The 21,178-nt window shown below is 37.8% G+C and carries 18 protein-coding genes and 1 other annotated feature; of the genes, 14 read left to right on the top strand and 4 right to left on the bottom strand.

From position 1 onward, the window contains the following. Nucleotides 1–5 precede the first annotated feature (5 nt). The 3 genes from opp4B to opp4A all read left to right on the top strand — a co-directional run bounded on the left by opp4B (nucleotide 6) and on the right by opp4A (nucleotide 3,717). Nucleotides 6–971 carry an oligopeptide ABC transporter permease gene (opp4B, locus tag HMPREF1210_RS07405; RefSeq protein WP_016428023.1) on the top strand — a complete coding sequence of 322 codons (966 nt, stop codon included), beginning with the start codon at nucleotides 6–8 and terminating at the stop codon, nucleotides 969–971. 66 nt (nucleotides 972–1,037) lie between these two features. Then, complete coding sequence (locus HMPREF1210_RS07400; RefSeq protein ID WP_051123219.1) at nucleotides 1,038–1,913, top strand: ABC transporter permease; 876 nt, start codon at nucleotides 1,038–1,040, stop codon at nucleotides 1,911–1,913. A 16-nt stretch (nucleotides 1,914–1,929) separates the two neighbouring features. Further along, entirely contained in the window at nucleotides 1,930–3,717 is a 1,788-nt protein-coding gene (gene opp4A / locus HMPREF1210_RS07395; protein WP_016428021.1) for an oligopeptide ABC transporter substrate-binding protein, read from the top strand. An 847-nt stretch (nucleotides 3,718–4,564) separates the two neighbouring features. Here the strand turns inward: opp4A and trpS are convergent. Next, entirely contained in the window at nucleotides 4,565–5,551 is a 987-nt protein-coding gene (trpS, locus tag HMPREF1210_RS07390) for a tryptophan--tRNA ligase (RefSeq protein ID WP_016428020.1), read from the bottom strand. Between the two features lie 45 nt (nucleotides 5,552–5,596). After that, nucleotides 5,597–5,819 (bottom strand) — a binding site (T-box leader). A gap of 54 nt (nucleotides 5,820–5,873) precedes the next feature. Continuing rightward, the gene (locus HMPREF1210_RS07385) at nucleotides 5,874–6,221 is read right to left on the bottom strand and encodes a DUF3899 domain-containing protein (protein WP_016428019.1); all 348 of its coding nucleotides are present in this window, start codon (nucleotides 6,219–6,221) and stop codon (nucleotides 5,874–5,876) included. 243 nt (nucleotides 6,222–6,464) lie between these two features. Between HMPREF1210_RS07385 and HMPREF1210_RS07380 the strand changes: the two genes are divergently transcribed. The 11 genes from HMPREF1210_RS07380 (at nucleotide 6,465) to pepF (ending at nucleotide 19,477) form a co-directional block, all read left to right on the top strand. Beyond that, on the top strand, nucleotides 6,465–8,180 hold the full coding sequence (locus tag HMPREF1210_RS07380) for a peptide ABC transporter substrate-binding protein (protein ID WP_016428018.1): 1,716 nt from the start codon (nucleotides 6,465–6,467) through the stop codon (nucleotides 8,178–8,180). A 197-nt stretch (nucleotides 8,181–8,377) separates the two neighbouring features. Next, complete coding sequence (gene opp3b, locus HMPREF1210_RS07375) at nucleotides 8,378–9,310, top strand: oligopeptide ABC transporter permease (RefSeq protein WP_016428017.1); 933 nt, start codon at nucleotides 8,378–8,380, stop codon at nucleotides 9,308–9,310. Next, a complete protein-coding gene (gene opp3C / locus HMPREF1210_RS07370) occupies nucleotides 9,310–10,329 on the top strand; it encodes an oligopeptide ABC transporter permease (RefSeq protein ID WP_016428016.1) in 1,020 nt (339 codons plus the stop codon). Before opp3b ends, opp3C begins: the two co-directional genes overlap by 1 nt. Nucleotides 10,330–10,346: 17 nt before the next feature. Then, nucleotides 10,347–11,402, top strand: a complete 1,056-nt coding sequence (locus HMPREF1210_RS07365) for an ABC transporter ATP-binding protein (RefSeq protein ID WP_016428015.1) — start codon at nucleotides 10,347–10,349, stop codon at nucleotides 11,400–11,402. Beyond that, nucleotides 11,402–12,343 carry an ABC transporter ATP-binding protein gene (locus tag HMPREF1210_RS07360; protein WP_016428014.1) on the top strand — a complete coding sequence of 314 codons (942 nt, stop codon included), beginning with the start codon at nucleotides 11,402–11,404 and terminating at the stop codon, nucleotides 12,341–12,343. Before HMPREF1210_RS07365 ends, HMPREF1210_RS07360 begins: the two co-directional genes overlap by 1 nt. A 542-nt stretch (nucleotides 12,344–12,885) precedes the next feature. After that, on the top strand, nucleotides 12,886–13,113 hold the full coding sequence (locus HMPREF1210_RS07355) for a DUF3953 domain-containing protein (protein ID WP_369758000.1): 228 nt from the start codon (nucleotides 12,886–12,888) through the stop codon (nucleotides 13,111–13,113). A 235-nt stretch (nucleotides 13,114–13,348) separates the two neighbouring features. After that, nucleotides 13,349–14,554 (top strand): putative glycoside hydrolase, encoded by a 1,206-nt coding sequence (locus tag HMPREF1210_RS07350; protein WP_016428012.1) that lies wholly within the window; start codon nucleotides 13,349–13,351, stop codon nucleotides 14,552–14,554. A 411-nt stretch (nucleotides 14,555–14,965) separates the two neighbouring features. Next, the gene (spxA, locus tag HMPREF1210_RS07345; RefSeq protein WP_162920212.1) at nucleotides 14,966–15,361 is read left to right on the top strand and encodes a transcriptional regulator SpxA; all 396 of its coding nucleotides are present in this window, start codon (nucleotides 14,966–14,968) and stop codon (nucleotides 15,359–15,361) included. A 262-nt stretch (nucleotides 15,362–15,623) separates the two neighbouring features. Next, nucleotides 15,624–16,292 (top strand): adaptor protein MecA, encoded by a 669-nt coding sequence (mecA, locus tag HMPREF1210_RS07340; protein ID WP_016428010.1) that lies wholly within the window; start codon nucleotides 15,624–15,626, stop codon nucleotides 16,290–16,292. Nucleotides 16,293–16,437: 145 nt separating this feature from the next. Beyond that, on the top strand, nucleotides 16,438–17,595 hold the full coding sequence (locus HMPREF1210_RS07335) for a competence protein CoiA (protein WP_255349284.1): 1,158 nt from the start codon (nucleotides 16,438–16,440) through the stop codon (nucleotides 17,593–17,595). 64 nt (nucleotides 17,596–17,659) lie between these two features. Beyond that, on the top strand, nucleotides 17,660–19,477 hold the full coding sequence (gene pepF, locus HMPREF1210_RS07330; protein WP_016428008.1) for an oligoendopeptidase F: 1,818 nt from the start codon (nucleotides 17,660–17,662) through the stop codon (nucleotides 19,475–19,477). 475 nt (nucleotides 19,478–19,952) lie between these two features. On the opposite strand, the gene HMPREF1210_RS07325 is transcribed toward pepF, so the two are convergent. Together HMPREF1210_RS07325 and HMPREF1210_RS07320 are read right to left on the bottom strand one after the other, a co-directional pair. Beyond that, nucleotides 19,953–20,765 carry a ClpXP adapter SpxH family protein gene (locus HMPREF1210_RS07325; RefSeq protein ID WP_016428007.1) on the bottom strand — a complete coding sequence of 271 codons (813 nt, stop codon included), beginning with the start codon at nucleotides 20,763–20,765 and terminating at the stop codon, nucleotides 19,953–19,955. Beyond that, nucleotides 20,762–21,160: a group 2 hemoglobin yjbI gene (locus HMPREF1210_RS07320; RefSeq protein ID WP_016428006.1), complete on the bottom strand. Its 399-nt coding sequence runs from the start codon at nucleotides 21,158–21,160 to the stop codon at nucleotides 20,762–20,764. The genes HMPREF1210_RS07325 and HMPREF1210_RS07320 overlap by 4 nt, the downstream gene beginning before the upstream one ends. Nucleotides 21,161–21,178: the final 18 nt, after the last annotated feature.

The raw sequence follows: 21,178 nt of genomic DNA, 5'->3' as shown, positions 1-21,178 counted from the left end.
TAACAATGTTAAAGTTTATTTTTCGCCGGACATTGATTATGATTCCTCAAATATTCATACTCAGTGTTTTAATCTTTCTTTTAGCAAAAGCAATGCCTGGGGACGCATTGACTGGAAAACTCGGTGCAGGGGATGTTGATCCGGAACGAATTGTGGAACTGCGTGAAAAAGCTGGCCTTAATGATCCATGGCATGTTCAATATACCCGATGGATTGGTAATGCCGTCCAAGGTGATTTTGGTAAATCAGCAGTCTACCAACAAAAGGTAACAAACTTGATCGGTGACCGAGTGGGTAATACTCTCTTGTTATCTGCAAGTATTTTAATTGTTAGTTACTTAATTGCCATTCCACTCGGAATTATAGCCGGTAGGTGGACAGATTCGTGGGCGGACAAAATTATCGTCTGGTATAACTATTTGTCGTTTGCCACACCATTATTCGTATTTGCCTTAATCTTATTGTTTATCTTTGGCTTTGTACTCCAGTGGTTCCCAATAGGTGGTTCGGTCGACATTAGGGCTGATAAAGGAACTTTCGAATATGTCTTAAGTAAGGCAGAGCATTTAGTGTTACCAACAATGGCTGGTGCATTACTCGCTACATTCGGTACAATCCAGTACTTAAGAAATGAAATCATTGATACAAAAATTAAAGACTTCGTCAAAACTGCACGTGCAAAAGGTGTACCAGAACGTAAAGTTTATACGCAGCACATATTACGCAACTCATTATTACCGATTGCTGCTTTTCTAGGCTATGAAATTACTGGATTAATAGGCGGCTCCATATTCTTAGAATCAATCTTCAGTTACCCAGGATTGGGCCAACTCTTTTTATCATCAATCAGTTCACGAGATTTTAGTGTCGTAACAATCCTAGTATTAATATCAGGTATTGCTGCAATTGTCGGCACCATGCTATCCGATATTATTCTAAGCTGGGTGGACCCAAGAATTCGCATCGATTGAGGATACTAGATTGGAGAGAGAAAAATGACAGTAAATATGGGAAATGAAACGCCCGTAACGGGTGCAATGAAATCTAAAAGTACGCACACTTCATTAGCCAAAACGATGTGGCGTGAAATTAAACATGATAAGATGGCGCTTTTTTCACTTATCTTATTGAGCGGTATTTTGTTGACGGTGTATATAGGATCGTATTTTCTTGACTTAGAGGAAATCAGAAGAATTGATGTTTTTAACATTTATGCTGAACCTTCTGCTGCCAATTGGCTTGGTACAGATTATGGCGGACGTGATGTTTTTGGCACGTTAATCATTGGAGCAAAGAATTCCATTACCATCGGAGTGGTCATCACGTTAATTTCGGCAATAATCGGATTAACGGTAGGATTGATTGCCGGTTACTTCGGGGGTGCTGTAGATAATATTATTATGCGTTTCATCGATTTCATCATCATCCTACCTTTCTTGATGATTATTATCGTATTGATAACAGTTGTACCTGTGTTCAACGTCTATACGTTCATCGCGATCCTGTCTCTATTCTTATGGACAGGTAAAGCGCGATTAATCAGATCCAAGACACTTGCTGAACGCGAACTGGATTACGTAAATGCTTCAAAAACTCTTGGAACACCAAACTGGAAAATTATGATGTTTGAAGTGTTACCAAATTTGAGCTCTATTATTATCGTAAACATGACGTTAACGTTAGCGGGTAATATTGGAATTGAAACTGGATTAACTTATCTCGGATTCGGTTTACCTGAAAGTGTTCCTTCACTAGGAACATTAGTAGCGTACGCCAGTAATCCAGAAGTCATCGAAAATAGATGGTGGGTTTGGTTACCTGCATCATTACTGATATTAGTAATCATGCTGTGTATAAATTTCATCGGTCAAGCGTTGAAACGTGCGGCTGATGCAAGACAAAGATTGACATAAAAAGGGAGGAAGAAAAATGAAGAAAAGTTCACTGTTGTTACTTTGTTTGATGCTTGTACTAAGCGCCTTTTTAGCAGCTTGTACTGGTAAAGACAAAGGTAGCGAGAAAGATCCAGAGAAAGATAATGAAGAAGCAGGGGAAGATGAAAACAAAATTGATTTAGCTTTCCCGACAAAAGTTTCTGCTGAAGGTGAAGCAGTTAAAGATGGTTCATTAAACTATGGTTTGATTTCAGATACACCATTTGAAGGTACTTTGAACTATGTATTCTATTCAGGTAACCCTGATTCTGAAGTTCTTCAATTCTTTGATGAAAGCTTACTTGCAATTAATGGTGACTACGAAATTACAAATGACGGTCCTGCTACATTTGAAATATCAGAAGACAAAAAATCTATTACTGTAAAAATCAAAGACAATGTAAACTGGCATGATGGTGAGCCAGTTAAAGCAGACGACTTATTATATGCTTATGAATTACTTGGTCATCCAGACTATACTGAAGCTCGTTACTCAGGTTTAGTTCCTATGGTAGTTGGTATGGAAGAATACCATACTGGTAAAGCTAAAACGATTTCTGGTATCGAAGTAAAAGACGAAAAAACAATTAAAATCACTTTCACGCAAGCTAGTCCTTCTTTAACAACTGGATTCTGGGCTTACCCAGTACCACGTCACTACTTGGGTGACATGACAATTGCAGAAATACTTGAATCTGACAAGATTCGTACAACTCCAATTGGTTACGGACCTTTCAAAGTTAAGAAAATCATTCCAGGTGAATCTGTTGAATTCGAACGCAACGAAGATTACTGGAGAGGCGTTCCTGCGCTTAAATCTATCGTACTTAAAGTTGTAAGCCCAAGTGTTGCTGTTAAAGCAATGCAAAATGGCGACCTTGATATTGCAAGCTTACCTGCTGACCAATATTTATCAGCAAAAGAACTTCAAAATACTGAATTACTTGGTCAAATTGACTTAGCTTATTCTTACATTGGTTTCAACCTTGGTAAATGGGATGCTAAAAAAGGCGAAAACATTATGGGCAACCCGAAATTAGAAAACAAACAATTACGTCAAGCAATGGCTGTAGCTCTTAACAACAAGCCAGTTGGCGAAAAAATGTACCATGGTTTACGTTTCCCGGCTACTACTTTAATTCCACCATCTTTCCCTAGTTACCATGATTTCGATGCAAAAGCTATCGAGTACAACCCAGAGAAAGCAAAAGAATTGTTAGCTGAAGCTGGCTACAAAGATACAAATAATGATGGTTTTGTTGAAGATCCTGAAGGTAAAGAATTTAAATTAAACTTTGCATCAATGTCAGGTTCTGATGTAGCTGAGCCATTAGCTCAACACTACATTCAAAACTGGGCTGATGTAGGTATTAAAGTTGAATTGTTAGAAGGCAAATTACACGAGTTCAACTCATTCTACGAGCGCGTAGAAGCAAATGATCCAAAAATTGATATCTTTGCTGCAGCATGGGGTACAGGATCAGACGTGGATCCAGAAGGATTATACGGTCGTAAAGCATTGTTCAACTACACTCGTTGGACAAACGAAAAAAATGACGAGTTACTTGCAAAGGGTATATCTGAAGATGCATTCGATGTTGAATACCGTCAAGGCGTCTACAAAGAATGGCAAGCACTTATGAACGAAGAGCTTCCTGTAATTCCTACATTGTTCCGTTACAGCATAACATCTACTAACAAGCGAGTTCTTAACTATGATATCGCTGCTGGAATGACTTTCTGGGATGAAGTTGCAGTATCTGCTAACGCACCAGTAAAATAATGAAAATTAAAACGACTCATCTTGAAAATGATGAGTCGTTTTTGCTTGTTGACAAAAGAATAATAATTAATATAAAAGAATAAAAAATGAGTTCTTATTTTTTGCACTCTATCGAAAAAAATTGTGGTCGGCTATTTCTTTCGCTTTCCGCGGACGAAACGCTAGCCTCCTCGGCTCAGCTGTCTATGACAGCTGAGCCTGTGGGGTCTAGCTTGTTTCGTTTTTCCGCAGGAGTCTTCAGAAGTAGCCAACCACCTTCCAACTTAAATATTTTGCAGAGACACGCTTACAGAAGCAATTTCTTTTGATTGGAGTGGAGGCGGCGACATCAGCGGGAACAGCACGAGCTGAAGACCCGCAGGAACGTAGTGACGAGGAGACTGAAGCCGTGCCCGCGAAACGCGTCCGCCACAATGGAAATCAGCATATTCTTACATGAGCTCTTTTTCAATAGTATACAGTTATATTGACTCATTTTTTTCTTTGTTTACAGTCTAAAACGACTCATCTTGAAAATGATGAGTCGTTTTTTTTTTTTATTATTAACGGCAATTGGAACAAGTAAGAGTAAAGTTGGAGAAGTGTTGATTTGAGGCCTTCTTGTAAAAAGAAGCAAGCTTTCAGACTGACATGTACAAACACTTCATATAGTAGTGAAAAAGGGTGCTAATATTGATCAAATGGTTAATGTTCTTAATCAGCTACATTTGCATTGTCATAAGCCTTATGCAGATTTTATTGTATTTAAATTATCTTTCACTGGGATACACATGGAAAAGTGTCTGGACATTTATATTCCAGACACCCGATTTCTTCATATTTGCTTGTTCGTTTGTTCTTATGACGTTTATCGTTTTCTACCCAAGCCCATCGCGTTCTCCATTTTTTTGAGTGTTTTAGAAGCTGCAGCCTGTGCTCTTTGCGCACCATCATCCAAGATACCATCTAACTCATCCGAATTTAACAGCGCTTCGTAGCGTTCCTGAATAGGTGTAATGTGATCAATAATAGCTTTCGCAACAGAAGCTTTGAAATCACCGTATCCAACACCAGCATATTTTTCAACCAATGCTTCGATTGTTTCACCGGTCAACGCAGCTTCAATCGTCAACAGATTGGAAACGCCCGGTTTTTTCTCTACATCAAAAGCAACAATGCCTTCTGAATCAGTTACTGCGCTTTTGACCTTTTTCTCAATTTCTTTTGGTGTATCCAATAGAGAAATCGTCGATTTTTTATTTGGATCAGATTTACTCATCTTTTTCAAAGGATCCTGTAGAGCCTTGATACGTGCTCCATTTTTAGGTAAGCGAATATCTGGAATCGTCAAAACGTCATTATATCTTTTGTTGAAACGCTCAGCCAGATCACGTGTTAATTCCACATGTTGCTTTTGATCATCACCTACAGGCACGATATCGGTCTGATAAAGCAGGATATCTGCTGCCATAAGTGGTGGATAAGTAAGAAGAGAGGCAGATACGCCGTCTTTCCCCGAAGACTTATCTTTAAACTGAGTCATGCGCTCAAGTTCACCGATATAAGAGATACATTGCATCATCCATCCCGCCTGAGCATGTGCAGGAACTTCCGACTGGATGAATAGAATGGCTTTCTTTGGATCGATACCGACTGCCAAATAGAGCGCTGCAAGCGATCGGATATTTTTACGAAGTTCTAGTCGATCTTGTGCAACCGTAATTGCGTGCTGATCCACGATACAAAAAATACATTCATACTCGTCTTGCAAGGTAGTGAATTGACGGAAAGCACCGATGTAATTACCGAGTGTGACCGTTCCTGTTGGCTGTACGCCTGAAAAAATTTTCTTCATGTGGTTTCCTCCTTAAAAATAAAAAAAACACATCACTCTCCCTCAAAAAGGGACGAATGATGTGTGAATCCGTGGTACCACCCAGATTGCCAAAAAATCTTGGCCTCTTTAACTTCGTAACGTGAAGGTACGTGATGAACTACACCGAAATCCGGTTCGTAAACCATGCTCAGAAGTCCATTCCTAATGATGGGAAGATCTGTTTTCACCAAATACAGATTCTCTGGACAACCCATTCAAAAGTACTATTCTTCGTCTTTGCATTTATCATGTATTTTGATTGTCATTATAATATAGAAGAAACTCCAAAATCAAGTACAAATTATGCTAAATAATAAATCATCAGTGCAATCAACATTGCGAGTAAAATGGACCCACCTAACTGGAAAAAAGGTTTTGTCTGGAAATCCAGCAACTCCGAAGGGGCACGCATTGACTCCGTATCCACTAAACTTCTTTTCGATGAGAAAACTTTTCTGAAGCTCATAGTAAAAATATCGAAAAATCCATTTGACACAACATAGACCAATAACCCAATAAAAGTGATCGTTCCTCCGACAAAAAACGACATGTTTATATAAGAGGTAAGTGTCACTTCTTTAATAATGAGTAACATCAATGCAATGATAAGTAACTGAGAAGCAATAAACCAATTAATCAACTTTTTCATAAAAACACCTCAATCCTTCTCATATTGTAGAAGAATTGACGGAAAAAATCAAAATTTCGCTAAACGAATTAATAATTCGCAATTCTCGAAAAACCTTAGACTACCAACGGTTCTGTTATGTTCTTGTAATCTTTCTGTTACATAAGTGTAAAAAATATTCAAAAAAAGACTGTACAGATTTTTTTGAATATGTATAATTAACATTGTAACAATTTTTCAGAATATTTAAGGAGGTCATTTTAAGTGAAGAAAAGTAAATTAGTTTGGCTATTAAGTCTTATGCTAGTACTTAGTATGTTCTTAGCTGCTTGTGGTAAAGATGAAGAAAAACCTTCAACTGAACCAGCAACTGAAGGAGACGGCGATACAGGTACAGAAGAACCAGCTGAAGGTGCTTTAGATGCGGAGCAAATCCTTAATCTAAACCACGTCGCTGAGATTCCATCATTGGATTCTTCAATCGTTGAAGACCAAGTTGGTTTCGATATGTTAGGTAACGTAAACGAAGGTCTTATGCGTTTGGATCAAGAAAATGTTCCTGTTCCAGCTATGGCTGCTGAGGAACCAACAATTTCTGAAGATGGTTTAACATACACGTTCAAGTTACGTGATGCTAAATGGTCTGACGGTTCTGCTGTTACTGCTAACGACTTCGAGTATGCATGGAAACGTGCAATTGACCCAGCAACTGGTTCACCATACGGTCCTTACATGATGGCTGGCGTTATCAAAAACGCAACTGCTATCGGTGAGAAAAAAGCTGAAGTTGCTGACCTTGGAGTTAAAGCTCTAGATGAGAAAACTCTTGAAGTTACTCTTGAGCGTCCAGTTCCTTACTTTATCTCATTGATGTCATTCGGAACATTCTTCCCGCTGAAAGAAGAATTCGTTAAGGCACAAGGCGATAAATATGCAACAAATTCTGAAACAATTCTTTACAACGGTCCATTCACTATGACTGATTGGGATGGCACTGGTTTAACTTGGAAACTTAAGAAAAACGAACAATATTGGGATGCAGAAACTGTAAAACTTACTCAAATCAACTTCGACGTTGTTAAAGAAGTAGCTACTGCAGTTAACCTTTACACAACTGGCGAAAAAGATCGTACTGGTCTTTCTGGTGAGTATGCTATGCAATATGCTAACGATGAAAATCTATTAAAAGAATTAGAGCCAACTGTGTTCTACTTCAAATATAACCAAGAACGTAACGGTAAGAAAACACCACTTGCTAACGTAAACATTCGTGAAGCACTTGCTAAAGCATTCAACAAAGAAGATTTAGCAAATGTAGTATTAGCTAACGGATCTCTTCCAGCTAACTACTTAGTACCACAAGAATTCACTTTCACTGCTGAAGGTGCTGACTTCCGCGAAGTAAATGGCGACATGGCTACTTACAATGTTGAAGAAGCTAAAGCTGCATGGGAAAAAGGTTTATCTGAGCTAGGTGTTACTGAATTATCTCTTGAAATTCTAGGTGGAGACTCTGACCTTTCTAAGAAAATGGATGAGTACTTCAAATCTCAATTAGAGACTAACCTTGAAGGTTTAAAAATCACACTTAAAGAAGTACCATTCAACGTTCGTTTAGAACTTGATGAAAAACAAGATTATGATATCCAAGTTTCTGGTTGGGGCCCTGACTATCAAGATCCTATGACTTTCGTAGACTTGTTCGTAACAGGTTCTTCTCATAACTTAATGTCTTACTCTAACCCTGAGTTTGACAAGTTGATTGAATCAGCTAAAGGTGAACTTGCACTTGATGCAGAAGGTCGTTGGGAAGCAATGGCTCAAGCTGAGAAAATGTTAGTTCAAGAAGATTATGCAATTGGACCGATCTACCAACGCGGAACAATGGCATTAGTACAACCTTATGTTAAAGGTATTGTTTCTCACCCATTCGGTGGAGACTACTCATACAAATGGGCGTACATCTCAGGTAAAGAGTAATCTTTAACTAAGAAAAAAAATCTCATAGAGAGAGAGTATATGGTATCCAATAGGGCCATATACTCTCTTTTTAAATGAGAGTGAATTAATTAAAAATTTACTATTTTCAAATATTAATTTGACATTAACTAGTTTCATCTGTTTATATAGAAAAGTAGAATTTAAATTCTGCTCGTATTCACTTAGGAGGTGCAAAAATGGCTAAGTATATCGCAAGACGTGTTTTTTATATGTTCATTACTCTTTTCCTGATTGCGACAGCAACATTTTTCTTAATGAAAACGCTACCAGGTTCCCCTATTGCATCCGCTTCGAAACTTACCCCTGACCAGCTAGCGGTAGTAGAGGCGAAATATGGTTTAAATGAACCACTACCAGTTCAGTATGGTAAATACATGCTAAATTTAGCACAAGGTGACTTAGGTAACTCATTCCAGTTTAAAGGTGCGAGCGTAACAGATTTAATTCTCAATCGCTTAGGACCATCTTTCTTACTAGGTGCACAAGGTATGATTTTAGGAGTTTTCATCGGTATTATCCTTGGGATGATTGCCGCATTACGACAAAATACGATTTGGGATTACGGTAGTACATTAATTGCTATTATCGGTATTTCTATCCCATCATTCGTTTTTGCAACAACTCTTCAATATTGGTTCGGCGTACAATTAGGCTGGTTCCCAGTAGCTCTTTGGAAAGACGGCTGGATGTCCAGTGTTATGCCTTCCATTGCATTAGCAATGGGACCACTTGCAATTGCTTCACGTTTCATCCGTACAGAAATGATCGAAGTCTTAAGCTCAGATTATATTACTCTAGCACGCTCTAAAGGTGCCAGTGGATTTGAAGTAGCATTTAAGCATGCTTTCCGTAATGCTTTGATTCCTTTGGTAACGGTTTTAGGACCAGTTGCTGCTGGATTACTTACAGGTTCACTTGTTATCGAGCAAATATTTGCGATTCCAGGTATCGGTGAGCAATTTGTAAAAGCGATTATGATCAATGACTATTCAATTATTATGGGAACAACGTTGTTCTTCTCTGTATTCTTGATTTTCATTATCTTAGTTGTCGATGTTCTTTATGGAGTAATCGACCCACGTATCCGTTTATCAGGAGGTAATAATTAATGACACAAAATCTAGATAAATTACCTGCTGGTTCTTTTAACCGTATTACAATAGATAGCAGTGCAGCAGAACGTATTACTAAACCAAGTTTAAGCTTCTGGCAAGATGCATGGTTACGCATTCGTAAAAACAAAGCGGCCATCGTTAGTATTGTCATTTTGTTTTTGATTATAATCATGTCATTTGTAGGGCCAATGATAAGTCCGCATGATGCAGAGACACAAACTCTTACTCATGCAAACTTACCACCGAAAGTTCCAGGTTTTGAAAACATCGGTATTTGGGACGGAACAGGGAATTTGGCAGGTAAAGAAGTAGATTTGTATGAACTGAAAAATGTAGACGAATACTACTGGTTCGGTACTGATGGATTAGGACGTGATATGTTCTCACGTGTATGGGAAGGTACTCAAATCTCATTATTCATTGCATTCATTGCAGCTTTAATAGATATGGTCATCGGCGTTCTTTATGGAGGAATTTCTGCATATTATGGCGGACGAGTAGATGATATCATGCAACGTGTCGTTGAAATCTTATACGGAATTCCAAACCTTGTCGTGGTTATCTTAATGATTCTCGTCATGGATCCAGGTATCATGGCCATTATTATCGCCATTACAATTACTGGATGGATTGGGATGTCACGTGTTGTACGTGGACAAGTTCTTAAATATAAAAACCAGGAATTCGTATTGGCTTCACGTACTTTAGGAGCAAGCAACAACCGCATCATTTCTAAACACTTACTTCCTAACATTCTAGGAATTATTATTATCAACACAATGTTCACAATTCCAGGTGCAATCTTCTTCGAGGCTTTCTTGAGCTTTATCGGTCTTGGGTTACAACCACCAGCTGCATCACTTGGAACATTGATTAACGATGGTTATAAACTAATCAAATTCCAACCGCATATTTTGATGTTCCCGTCAATTGTCTTGAGTTTATTGATGGTGGCATTTAACTTACTCGGAGATGGATTACGTGATGCACTTGATCCGAAAATGAAAGATTAAGAAGGAGGAAAGCGACAATGGAAAAAATCTTAGAAGTAAAAGACCTTCAGCTTTCCTTCCACACTTTTGCAGGGGAAGTAAAAGCCATTCGTGGTGTAAACTTCGATTTGCAAAAAGGGGAAACGCTAGCGATTGTTGGTGAATCAGGTTCAGGGAAATCAGTAACAACAAAAGCGATTATGCGTCTTTTACCAGAATCTAGTTCAGAATTCAAAAGCGGACAAATTTTGTTCAATGGCAAAGATCTAACAAAGCTCTCAGATAAAGAAATGCAAAAAATTCGTGGTAAAGATATCTCAATGATCTTCCAAGATCCGATGACTTCACTTAACCCTACAATGACAATTGGTCGTCAAATTACTGAACCATTGTTAAAGCACCAAAAAGTAGGGAAAACAGAAGCGAAAAAAATTGCGATTGATTTATTGCGTATGGTAGGGATGCCTAAACCTGAATTACGTATTAAACAATATCCACACCAATTCTCTGGTGGCCAACGACAACGTATCGTTATAGCGATTGCTCTTGCTTGTAATCCTCAGATTCTGATTGCGGATGAACCAACAACAGCATTGGACGTTACGATTCAAGCTCAAATTCTTGAATTAATGAAAGATTTACAGAAGAAAATTGATACATCTATCATTTTCATTACACATGACTTGGGTGTTGTAGCAAACGTTGCAGACCGAGTTGCGGTTATGTATGGTGGACGTATTGTCGAAATGGGTACAGTGGATGAGATTTTCTATAACCCCCAACATCCGTATACATGGGGATTATTAAGCTCAATGCCTTCTCTGGATACAGCAGATGAAAAATTATATGCAATTCCAGGGACACCTCCTGATTTATTGGATCCACCAAAAGGAGATGCATTTGCACTTCGTAGTGACTATGCACTTGCAATCGATTTGGAACAGGCTCCGCCAGTATTCCAAGTGAGCGATACACATTACGCTGCGACTTGGTTATTACATCCGGAAGCACCTCAAGTCGAGCCGCCAGCTGCCATTGTGGAACGTATGAAGAAATTCCCGGGAAGTCGATACTATGAAGGAGTTGCGCGCTGATGGCTGAAAAATTGCTAGAAATTAGAAACTTAAAACAATATTTCAATGAAGGCAAAGCTAATGAAGTGCGTGCAGTAGATGACATTAGCTTCGATATTTACAAAGGTGAAACACTTGGATTGGTTGGAGAGTCAGGTTGTGGGAAATCAACAACTGGCCGCTCAATTATCCGCTTATATAATGCAACAGACGGCGAAGTGATTTTCGATGGAATTAATGTACATGGGAAAAAATCAAAGTCGGATTTAAAAATATTTAACCGTAAAATGCAAATGATTTTCCAAGATCCATATGCGTCGCTCAATCCACGTATGAAAGTATTGGATATTATTGCAGAAGGTTTAGATATTCATGGCTTAACAAAAAATTCAAAAGAGCGTAAAGATCGTGTCCATGAACTTTTAGAGACTGTTGGTCTTAATAAAGAACATGCAAACCGCTATCCACATGAATTCTCGGGTGGACAACGCCAACGTCTTGGTATCGCTCGCGCTCTTGCAGTAGATCCTGAATTCATCATCGCTGATGAGCCAATTTCTGCGTTGGACGTATCGATTCAAGCACAAGTAGTTAACTTATTAAAAGAACTACAAGAAGAAAAAGGTTTGACTTATTTATTTATCGCACATGACTTGTCGATGGTAAAATACATTTCTGATCGTATCGGTGTGATGTATTTCGGGAAATTGGTTGAATTGGCTCCTGCCGAAGAGTTGTACAATAACCCATTACATCCTTATACACAATCTTTGTTATCTGCAATTCCACTTCCAGATCCTAACTATGAGCGTACACGCGTACGTAAATCGTACGATCCTACATCTCATAACTATCAAGATGGGGAAGAAATTGCGATGCGTGAAGTAACACCTGGACATTTTGTATTCTGTTCAGAACGTGAATTTGAATCATTAAAGTTAACTTCTGCAGCTCGTGTATAATGAACTTTGATACACGGGAAAAATGAAATGTGCCATTCCTTCATAAGGAATGGCTTTTTCTTTTGGCTCTGTTAAAAGAGAAGTTTGTTTCTCGTACATATACGCTAGCCGTATGTTCCGCATTAGCCAACGAGTATGAAAACCACATACTTGTGGGTCTCATTCTTCGAAAATGCTGCTCCTGCGGTTACTCGTCGCAAAAAAAAAGATTGCTCCTGCGGTTACTCGTCGCAAAATGCAATTTTGTGGTAACACCTTCGTGACCAACATCCTATTGGCCCGAGGAGGTTTGTTAGTTCGGCTGCGGAAATGGCACAGATTCCTTTTTTGGGATCTGTTTAATAATACTGTGATATTCGACTGTATAGAACATATGTTTATACCCAATAAACGAAACTAACGCAACGATTCCATTAAGAAAAAGGACAGCATAACAAAAATTTTGGGAATATTTGTAGAATTATATTATATAATGAAGAAAAAAATGCCTTAGTTAAGAAAATAGGCAGAGTTTAGTTTAAGGAGGTAGATAAACTTTGTTAATGATTTTACGGATTCTATTTTCAATTATTACATTAGCATTAGCTGGTTATGGATTAATTACAAGAAATTTTGAATTTCAAGCATATTTGATTTTATTTTTAGGTTTAGCAATGTTGGTGACGGGAATACAAGAATTCCAACAAAATAAAAAGCTGACAGGCTGGTTATTGATAGGCGTATTTGCATTTTCGCTATTCGTATCTATCCAAAGTTTTATATTGCATTAGGGAGTTTAATGTAAGTATTATTCTCCATACGAAAGAACAAGAAGTGTATTCGACTCAAAATATCGAATACGCTTCTTAATTTGATACAAAACAACAATCAAGTTAAACAGAGCCTATTTTTTAAAAACAACCGAGAAAGTTTAACATTGGCTTTCTTTTTTTATATGACAAATTAATCTTTAAATGCATATGTATACTTGCTAAAATGGTAGAGAATAGAAAGGAAGTACAAATTATGACAGTAAGAAAATACATAGGAACAAGTGCTTTAGTTGCAGCATTATTAATGCCTACTTCAGGCTATGCAGCGAAAGAAGTAATCGTCAAGGACTTTACTGAACGTACATATGGCTTTACTACGGTTGAAGAAGAAATGATTACTGCTTCCGCATTGTTTCGATTTGATTCGGGTATGAATTTCACTTATCCTGATGCCATCCGTGGTGTCTATGTAACTGGTCATTCAGCAGGAGGAGCACGCTTTAAAGAGTTATTGAAGTTAATGGATTCCACTGAATTAAATGCCATGGTTATTGATATTAAAGATGATTTTGGCGATTTAACATATGTTCCAGCCGACGACTCACCATTAAAACCTTTAAATATCGGAAACCCATATATTAAAGATCCAAAAGCGATGTTAAAAGTTTTAGAGGAAAAACAAGTATACCCAATCGCACGTGTAGTGGTTTTCAAAGATTCCAACCTTGCTAATGCCAAACCAGAGCTTTCCTTTGTGGGAGGTTCAACAGTCTGGAAAAACGGTCGCGGAGAATCATTTGTAAACCCTTTCATGAAAGAAGTATGGGATCATAACGTTGCCATTGCAATAGAAGCTGCAAAAATGGGCTTCCAGGAAGTCCAATTTGATTATGTACGTTTCCCTGAAGGATTTGAAACGCGTTCTGATTCACTTAAATATGGAAAAGGTGACTATGCAACTTCTAAAGATGACGATGTACAACTACGTGTTCATGCAGTGACCGATTTTGTAGCGTATGCACGTGAGAAATTAAAACCTTATGATGTAAAAGTATCTGTGGATATCTTCGGGTATGCCGCAACCTTACCTGAAGCACCAGGAATCGGACAAAATTTCGGGAAAATTTCCGAAAATGTTGATGTGATTTCGTCAATGATCTACCCAAGTCACTGGACGTCTTATTTTGGCATCGCTAAGCCAGATTTAGAACCGTATCGACTTGTCCAAGAATATGCAAAAGCTGAAAATGCCACACTGGGCAAACTTGAAAGTCCGCCAATTTCACGTCCATGGTTACAGGATTTCACAGCTTCCTACTTAGGAGCAGGGAATTACAAGAAATACGGTGCTGCAGAAGTGGAAGCGCAAATACGTGCGTTAAGTGAAGCTGGTATAAAAGAATACTTATTATGGAATGCGGGCAATCGTTATTCGCCAGGTGTGGATTACACACCATAACACAGAAAAAATTCTCTTTCGTATGGAAGAGAATTTTTTTTTTTTTCTAAATATGAAACCTTTTGGGTGTTTTAAACGTATTATTTAATGAAGAGAAAAAACATTTTGTCATTTTCATTCTCTAATTGAGAATTGAAAATCCAAACAAATTTTATTGTTTAAAACAGGTTAGATGCGGGTATATTTTAAATGTATAGCATAGAAATTGAGTTAGAGTGCGTGCTTCCTACATATTATTGCTAAAATGTGACGCCACATTAAATTACTTGACTTTTTCTTCATATTCTATATTAAAAATCTTGAAAATGGTGTATAATAAATTTTGTTAACCTATATTAAAGTAATTCTAAATTAAAAGTTGTTACAATTTACTTGAACTTGTTTACACATTTGAAAGGAAGTGTTCCTATGATGGTTACATTGTTTACTTCTCCTAGCTGTACATCATGTCGAAAAGCGAAAGCATGGTTAGAAGAGCATGACATTCCATATACTGAGCGTAACATCTTTTCGGAACCGCTAAGTATTAGCGAAATTAAAGAAATTCTTCGAATGACGGAAGATGGTACTGATGAGATCATTTCCACTCGTTCTAAAATATTCCAAAAATTAAATGTTGATGTTGAAAGCTTACCACTTCAACGTTTGTACGAATTAATTCAAGAACATCCTGGACTGTTACGTCGTCCAATTATTCTAGATGAAAAGCGTCTACAAGTAGGTTATAACGAAGATGAAATTCGTCGTTTTTTACCTCGTAAAGTTCGGGCTTATCAATTGCTTGAAGCACAACGCATGGTTAACTAAATTCGGATGAAAAATGACTGATTGATTCTTCTTTTAATTTTAATTGAGAAGAAAACGTCAGTCATTTTGCATTTTTCAGCTTGCCAATCTCTTCTCGCTCTACTACAATGCTAATAAATTGTATTTTCCAGAGTAGGAGCATATCCTTTTCATTTTCTCTGGACCGTCATACAATAGAAACAGACACTGTATCGGTAAGCGGCTTGAAGTGTTGCTGAAAAAAGGGGAATCCCTTTAAAGCGATCGAAGGGAGATGTGTAAAATGGATATCGAACGCATTAATGAAAACACAGTCAAATTCTACATTTCATACATCGACATTGAAAAAAGAGGCTTCAGCCGAGACGAAATTTGGTTTAATCGAGATAAAAGCGAAGAACTCTTTTGGGAAATGATGGATGAAATTAATGATGAATCAGACTTTGAAGTCGAAGGTCCATTGTGGATTCAAGTTCATGCAATGGATAAAGGACTTGAAGTAACAGTAACTCGGGCACAAATTAATCGTGATGGGAAGAAAGTAGACTCTCCATTTGAAATGGATGAAAAGGGTCAATACTTTTCTAATATGTCTGAAAGTTCATCAGACGAACAATCTTATGATGAATATGGTGGACTTTTTACTGATTCAGATGAACCTCAAAGTGAATTCACATTTTTTGTGAATGACTTTGAAGATTTGATTCCATTAGCTAAGCGCATTGATTTGCCTTCGTATGTATCAACGTCTTTATTCGCTTATAAAGATCGTTACTACTTATACGTTAAAGCAGATGCTGAGTTAATGAATGACGAAGAAATTGAAAATATGGTCAGCATACTTTCTGAATATACGTCCGGTTCAACCGTGACGGTTCATCGTATGAAAGAGTATGGCAAAGAAATAATGGCCGATGAGGTATTTGAGCAAATCAATAAATATTTCAGTTAATCGCCTCCCTTAACGGGGAGGATTTTTTTATGTCTTGGTTCAAAATAAATATTCTTTTTTGTGTTGCTGTCATTGTGCTAAAGAGGTGAGTGACAATTTTTTAATTGCCTTTATGTTGGAATATTCGTAAAATATTAAAAAGGAGGTGTTGTGTATTCTAACGGCACAAATAAATAACGAGAAAAATTTCACACTGGAAAGACATATGACAAAAAGTCAGTTGGAACTAATGCGAAGTACAAGCCAATTTACATGCCCCCAATGCGGAAACCCCCTTCGCTTAAAAATTGGCAAAGTCGTCACTCCCCATTTCGCCCATATCGTTCTAAGCGATTGTTTTACTTCATTTTCTGAAAGAGAATCCCCAACACATTTAATTGGAAAACAACAGCTTGCTGAATTCTTTACACGAGTAGGTTTTCAAGTAGAGGTCGAAGCATTCATTCCGAAAATTTCACAACGACCTGATTTATTGGTGCAAAGAGGCAGAAATTTATTTGCTGTAGAATTTCAGTGCAGTGTAATACCCATAGACGATGTCTATAAAAGAAATCTTGGATATAATCAAGTGAAAATTCCATCCGTTTGGTTACTTCGCACCCCTGCTAATATTAATGTCAAGGCAACTGGCGTAACTTTCATCAAATTATCCAAGTTTGAGCAGTCGTTTATCACAATAGATTCTTCATCCAAGCCCTCGTTAATCACCTATGATCCGACCAGTACTCAATTTGTTTATATTAGTCATCTATTACATATTAGCGGGTCATCATTTATAGCCAAGATTTGTACTTTGCCAAATAAGTTTCAAACTTTTCCTTTTGCACACATAAAACCACTTACTCAGAACGAAGCAAATCAATATTGGAGTTTTTACCAGCATAAACGCTCCAAGTTATTAACCAATCGAATTTATTCCAGTAAATTTGGTACCAGAGATAAGTTTTTAAACAATTGTTATATTCAACGCATTCTACCAAAAGATTTACCGTTATATATAGGCTTTCCACTCCTTGGATCACAAGTCTTCCAAAACCATTCTACAGAATGGCAGTTAGCGCTAATATGCGCGCTATCCCAAAAGCAAGTAGATTTCGATAATATCAGCGAAGGTTGGATAGAAGCATTTCTTGCCGAATACTGTAGAGTAATAGACTTTAAAATAGCGAAAGATGTAGTCATGCAATATTGCCAATTGCTACAGCAAATAAATTTCGATCTATCTAAATTAGTGTCACAACAAATCATGCAAGAAACATTTTTAAAACAACTTTTTCATAGGTTAATAGTTGCAAAACGTTAGGAAAATTGAGAAAATATAGAAGTTATTCGATTTTTCTATCAAATCGACTCAAGGGGGAACGGAAATGACGACAGAAACAAAAAACAAAATTTTATCACGTAGTGAAGTACCAACAGATTTGACATGGAAGCTTGAAGACATTTTCTCTAGCGATGAAGCATGGGAAAGTGAATACAAAGAAGTAAGTGGGCTCGCAGAAAAAGCAGAAACATTTAAAGGTACCTTTGAGAACGGGGCAGAAGCTCTTTTCAATGCTTTTACGTATAAAGATGAAGTGTTGGAGCGTATCTATCGCTTATATACTTACTCTCACATGCGTTACGATCAAGATACAACAAATAGCCACTACCAAGCAATGGACAGCCGTATTAAGACTTTGCTTGTAAAAGTATCAACAGGTTTATCTTTCATGACACCAGAACTATTGGCGTTGGATGAAGCGAAAGTCAAAGATTATGTAGAAGAACATGAAGGTTTGAAATTATATAAACAAGTATTAAAAGAAATTAATGAAATGCGTCCACATGTTCTTCCTGCAGAACAAGAAGCGTTATTGGCTCAATTCGCGGAAGTGGCAAATGCTTCATCTGAAACATTTGGAATGTTGAACAATGCCGATTTAGAATTCCCTACGATTAAAGATGAAAATGGGGAAGATCTGGAATTGACCCACGGTCGATACAGCCGCTTACTTGAGAGCTCTGATCGTCGAGTGCGTGAAGATGCTTTCCGTGCCATGTATGGTACTTACGGAAAGTTCCGAAACACATTCGCTTCAACATTAGCTGGGAATGTTAAACGCGATAACGTGAATGCTCGAGTTCGTAATTATACTTCTGCACGTCACGCTGCAATGTCTGAAAATCATATTCCTGAGCAAGTGTATGATAACTTGGTTGATACCGTAAATAAGAACTTGCACTTATTACAACGTTACGTCTCTTTGCGCAAGAAAGTATTAGGTGTCGACGAATTGCATATGTGGGATCTTTACACACCATTAGTTAAAGAAGCAAAGATGGAAATTCCTTATGAAGAAGCAAAAGAAATTATGCTTAAGAGCTTTGCGCCACTTGGTGAAGAGTATGTATCGATTGCCAAACAAGGATTGGAAAATCGTTGGGTGGATGTTGTAGAGAATAAAGGAAAACGTTCAGGTGCATATTCTTCTGGTGCATATGGAACAAATCCTTATGTACTAATGAACTGGCAGGATAATGTAAATAATTTATTCACACTTTCCCATGAGTTTGGTCATAGCCTTCACAGCTATTATTCACGCGCAAATCAACCATTTATTTATGGGGACTATTCTATATTTGTAGCTGAAGTTGCATCAACGTGTAATGAAGCATTATTGAACGAATATATGTTAAACACAATTGAAGACGAGCAAAAACGAATTTACTTGCTGAACTATTGGTTGGAAGGGTTCCGAGGTACTGTATTCCGTCAAACGATGTTCGCTGAGTTTGAGCATTTGATTCATAAAATGAACCAAGACGGGGAAGCATTGACAGCAGATAAGTTGACTGAAGTTTATTATGATTTGAATAAAAAATACTTTGGTGACGACTTGGTTGTTGATGAAGAAATCGGTCTGGAATGGGCTCGTATCCCACATTTCTATTACAATTATTATGTATATCAATATTCGACTGGTTACAGTGCAGCAGTAGCTTTGAGCAATCTAATCCTTTCTGAAGGTCAACCAGCAGTTGATCGCTATATCAACCAATTCCTGAAAGCGGGATGCTCAGATACGCCGATTGAAGTGCTGAAAAAAGCAGGAGTTGATATGACATCCGCTGCACCGATTGAAGAAGCGTGTAAAGTGTTTGAAGAGAAGCTAGCTGAACTTGAAAGTTTGTTATTAAAATAATCATTATCCACCTCCATCTGAAATAGATGGAGGTGTTTTAGTTATATCGGTATATCATTCAAATGGTAGAAATAGAATCGCATTTTACTGGAAGCGCTTACCTTATGACGATTTTGTGAAAAAGATTGTGAAGGATTGATTTACTCGTTATGTCATGATATCGTTTAAATGTGAAATAAATCACACACAAACATACACCCCTTTGTTTGAACGTGAACATTTCTCCCATCCCCTTTGTGAAAAGAACCGTCACTCCAGAAATGGAAGGACGGTTCTTTATTTTTTTCTAGAACTATACTGATGTTTATCTTACATTTGCGCTAGCAGCCTGTTCCGCATGAGCCAAACCATGTTTAATGGATATATCTCCATAAAAACTGCCCCCCACTTGTTAGTTGTGTTTAACAAGTGGGGGGCAGTTACTTTTGTCTTTGGATAGTTTTTATAAAGTATATGCCCTATTTAAAGGGAGGTTTCACGCTTTTTGCATATAAGATTTGAGTCTCCATTGATTTGTATCTGCCAATGGAATGCGTTCAAGTTGCTGTAGTAGTGTTCGTTTTTTTAATTCTCGCTCCGCGGCATAGTTTGTCACACCGTAAATGGAAGCGATTTCTTTAGTAGACAATGTATGATAGCGTATAAAAAGTTCATCTAGTGTGGGTGGTTCTTGAGGACTTAGTTCCATATCCAACATCTCAGCCAAAATTTTCTCGTATACTTCGTAAGAATACACACCACACACTTTCAGTCCTTCATCCTCAATATGTTCATTGAAAAATACCATGCTAGGCGATTCACTGACTTCCATTTCCCGACTGATATGGAGATCGCATTGAAAGGCGCGGGTGGCTTCTTTTGACTGAATATCTGACTTGAATTCTTCTACATCCAACTGTGCTTCTTCCGCAATTGCTATGAGGCTTGTAAATGAAGCAACGTTTTTTGTATCCAAGAAAAACTGTTCTTGAAGTTTTTGAAGATATCGGACTCCAGCTCGTTTACCTTGTAGCTCCGCAGCTTTAATGGCAACAGAGGGAAGTGCTGGATGTGTAAAATCATCGGCATCTACCGAATCATTTGCACAAAATGAATTAAGAGTAGAAAGCTTCGTACTAAGTACTACACGTAACGTGAAATATTGTTCATATTCGACTTGTAATTTTCGCACAATCGGTTGTAAATCAAAGCATGAAGAGCAGAGTGGGTCAATAAATGCGTAAAGCTCAATTGGCTTTGTTGAACTCGTAGAAACTATCGCTTCGGGCGGAATCTGCAAGTTATTCACTCGATTTCCTCCTCTTGATCTGGCCGGTTCGTCATATGATGAGCCGTTAGCACAAGGCGATGATAAAAGTCGTCACGGATTTTTCCTTCTAACTCGACCTCATCCATTGCATCATGCATACACTCAAGCCATGCTTGTGCTCTGTCTGGTGTGATAGGGAAAGGCATATGTCGGGCACGTAACATCGGGTGTCCGTGTTCTTGTGAATAAATATTAGGTCCACCTAAATATTGTGTCAAAAATTGTTTTTGTTTACGAGCTGTTTCCGTCAAGTCATCTGGAAATATAGGCTTAAGCTTTGGGTGTGCCGCGACTCTCTCGTAAAATGCATCAACAAGTTGCGACAATTTATCCGGACCAATTTCCTCATAAGGAATAATAGGTTTTCGGGTCATTTTATAAACTCCTTTGCT

The organism is Paenisporosarcina sp. HGH0030 (assembly GCF_000411295.1).
Classification (GTDB): Bacteria; Bacillota; Bacilli; order Bacillales_A; family Planococcaceae; genus Paenisporosarcina.
Note: the sequence above shows the minus strand (reverse complement) of the source record. Positions and strands in the feature narration are given on the sequence as shown.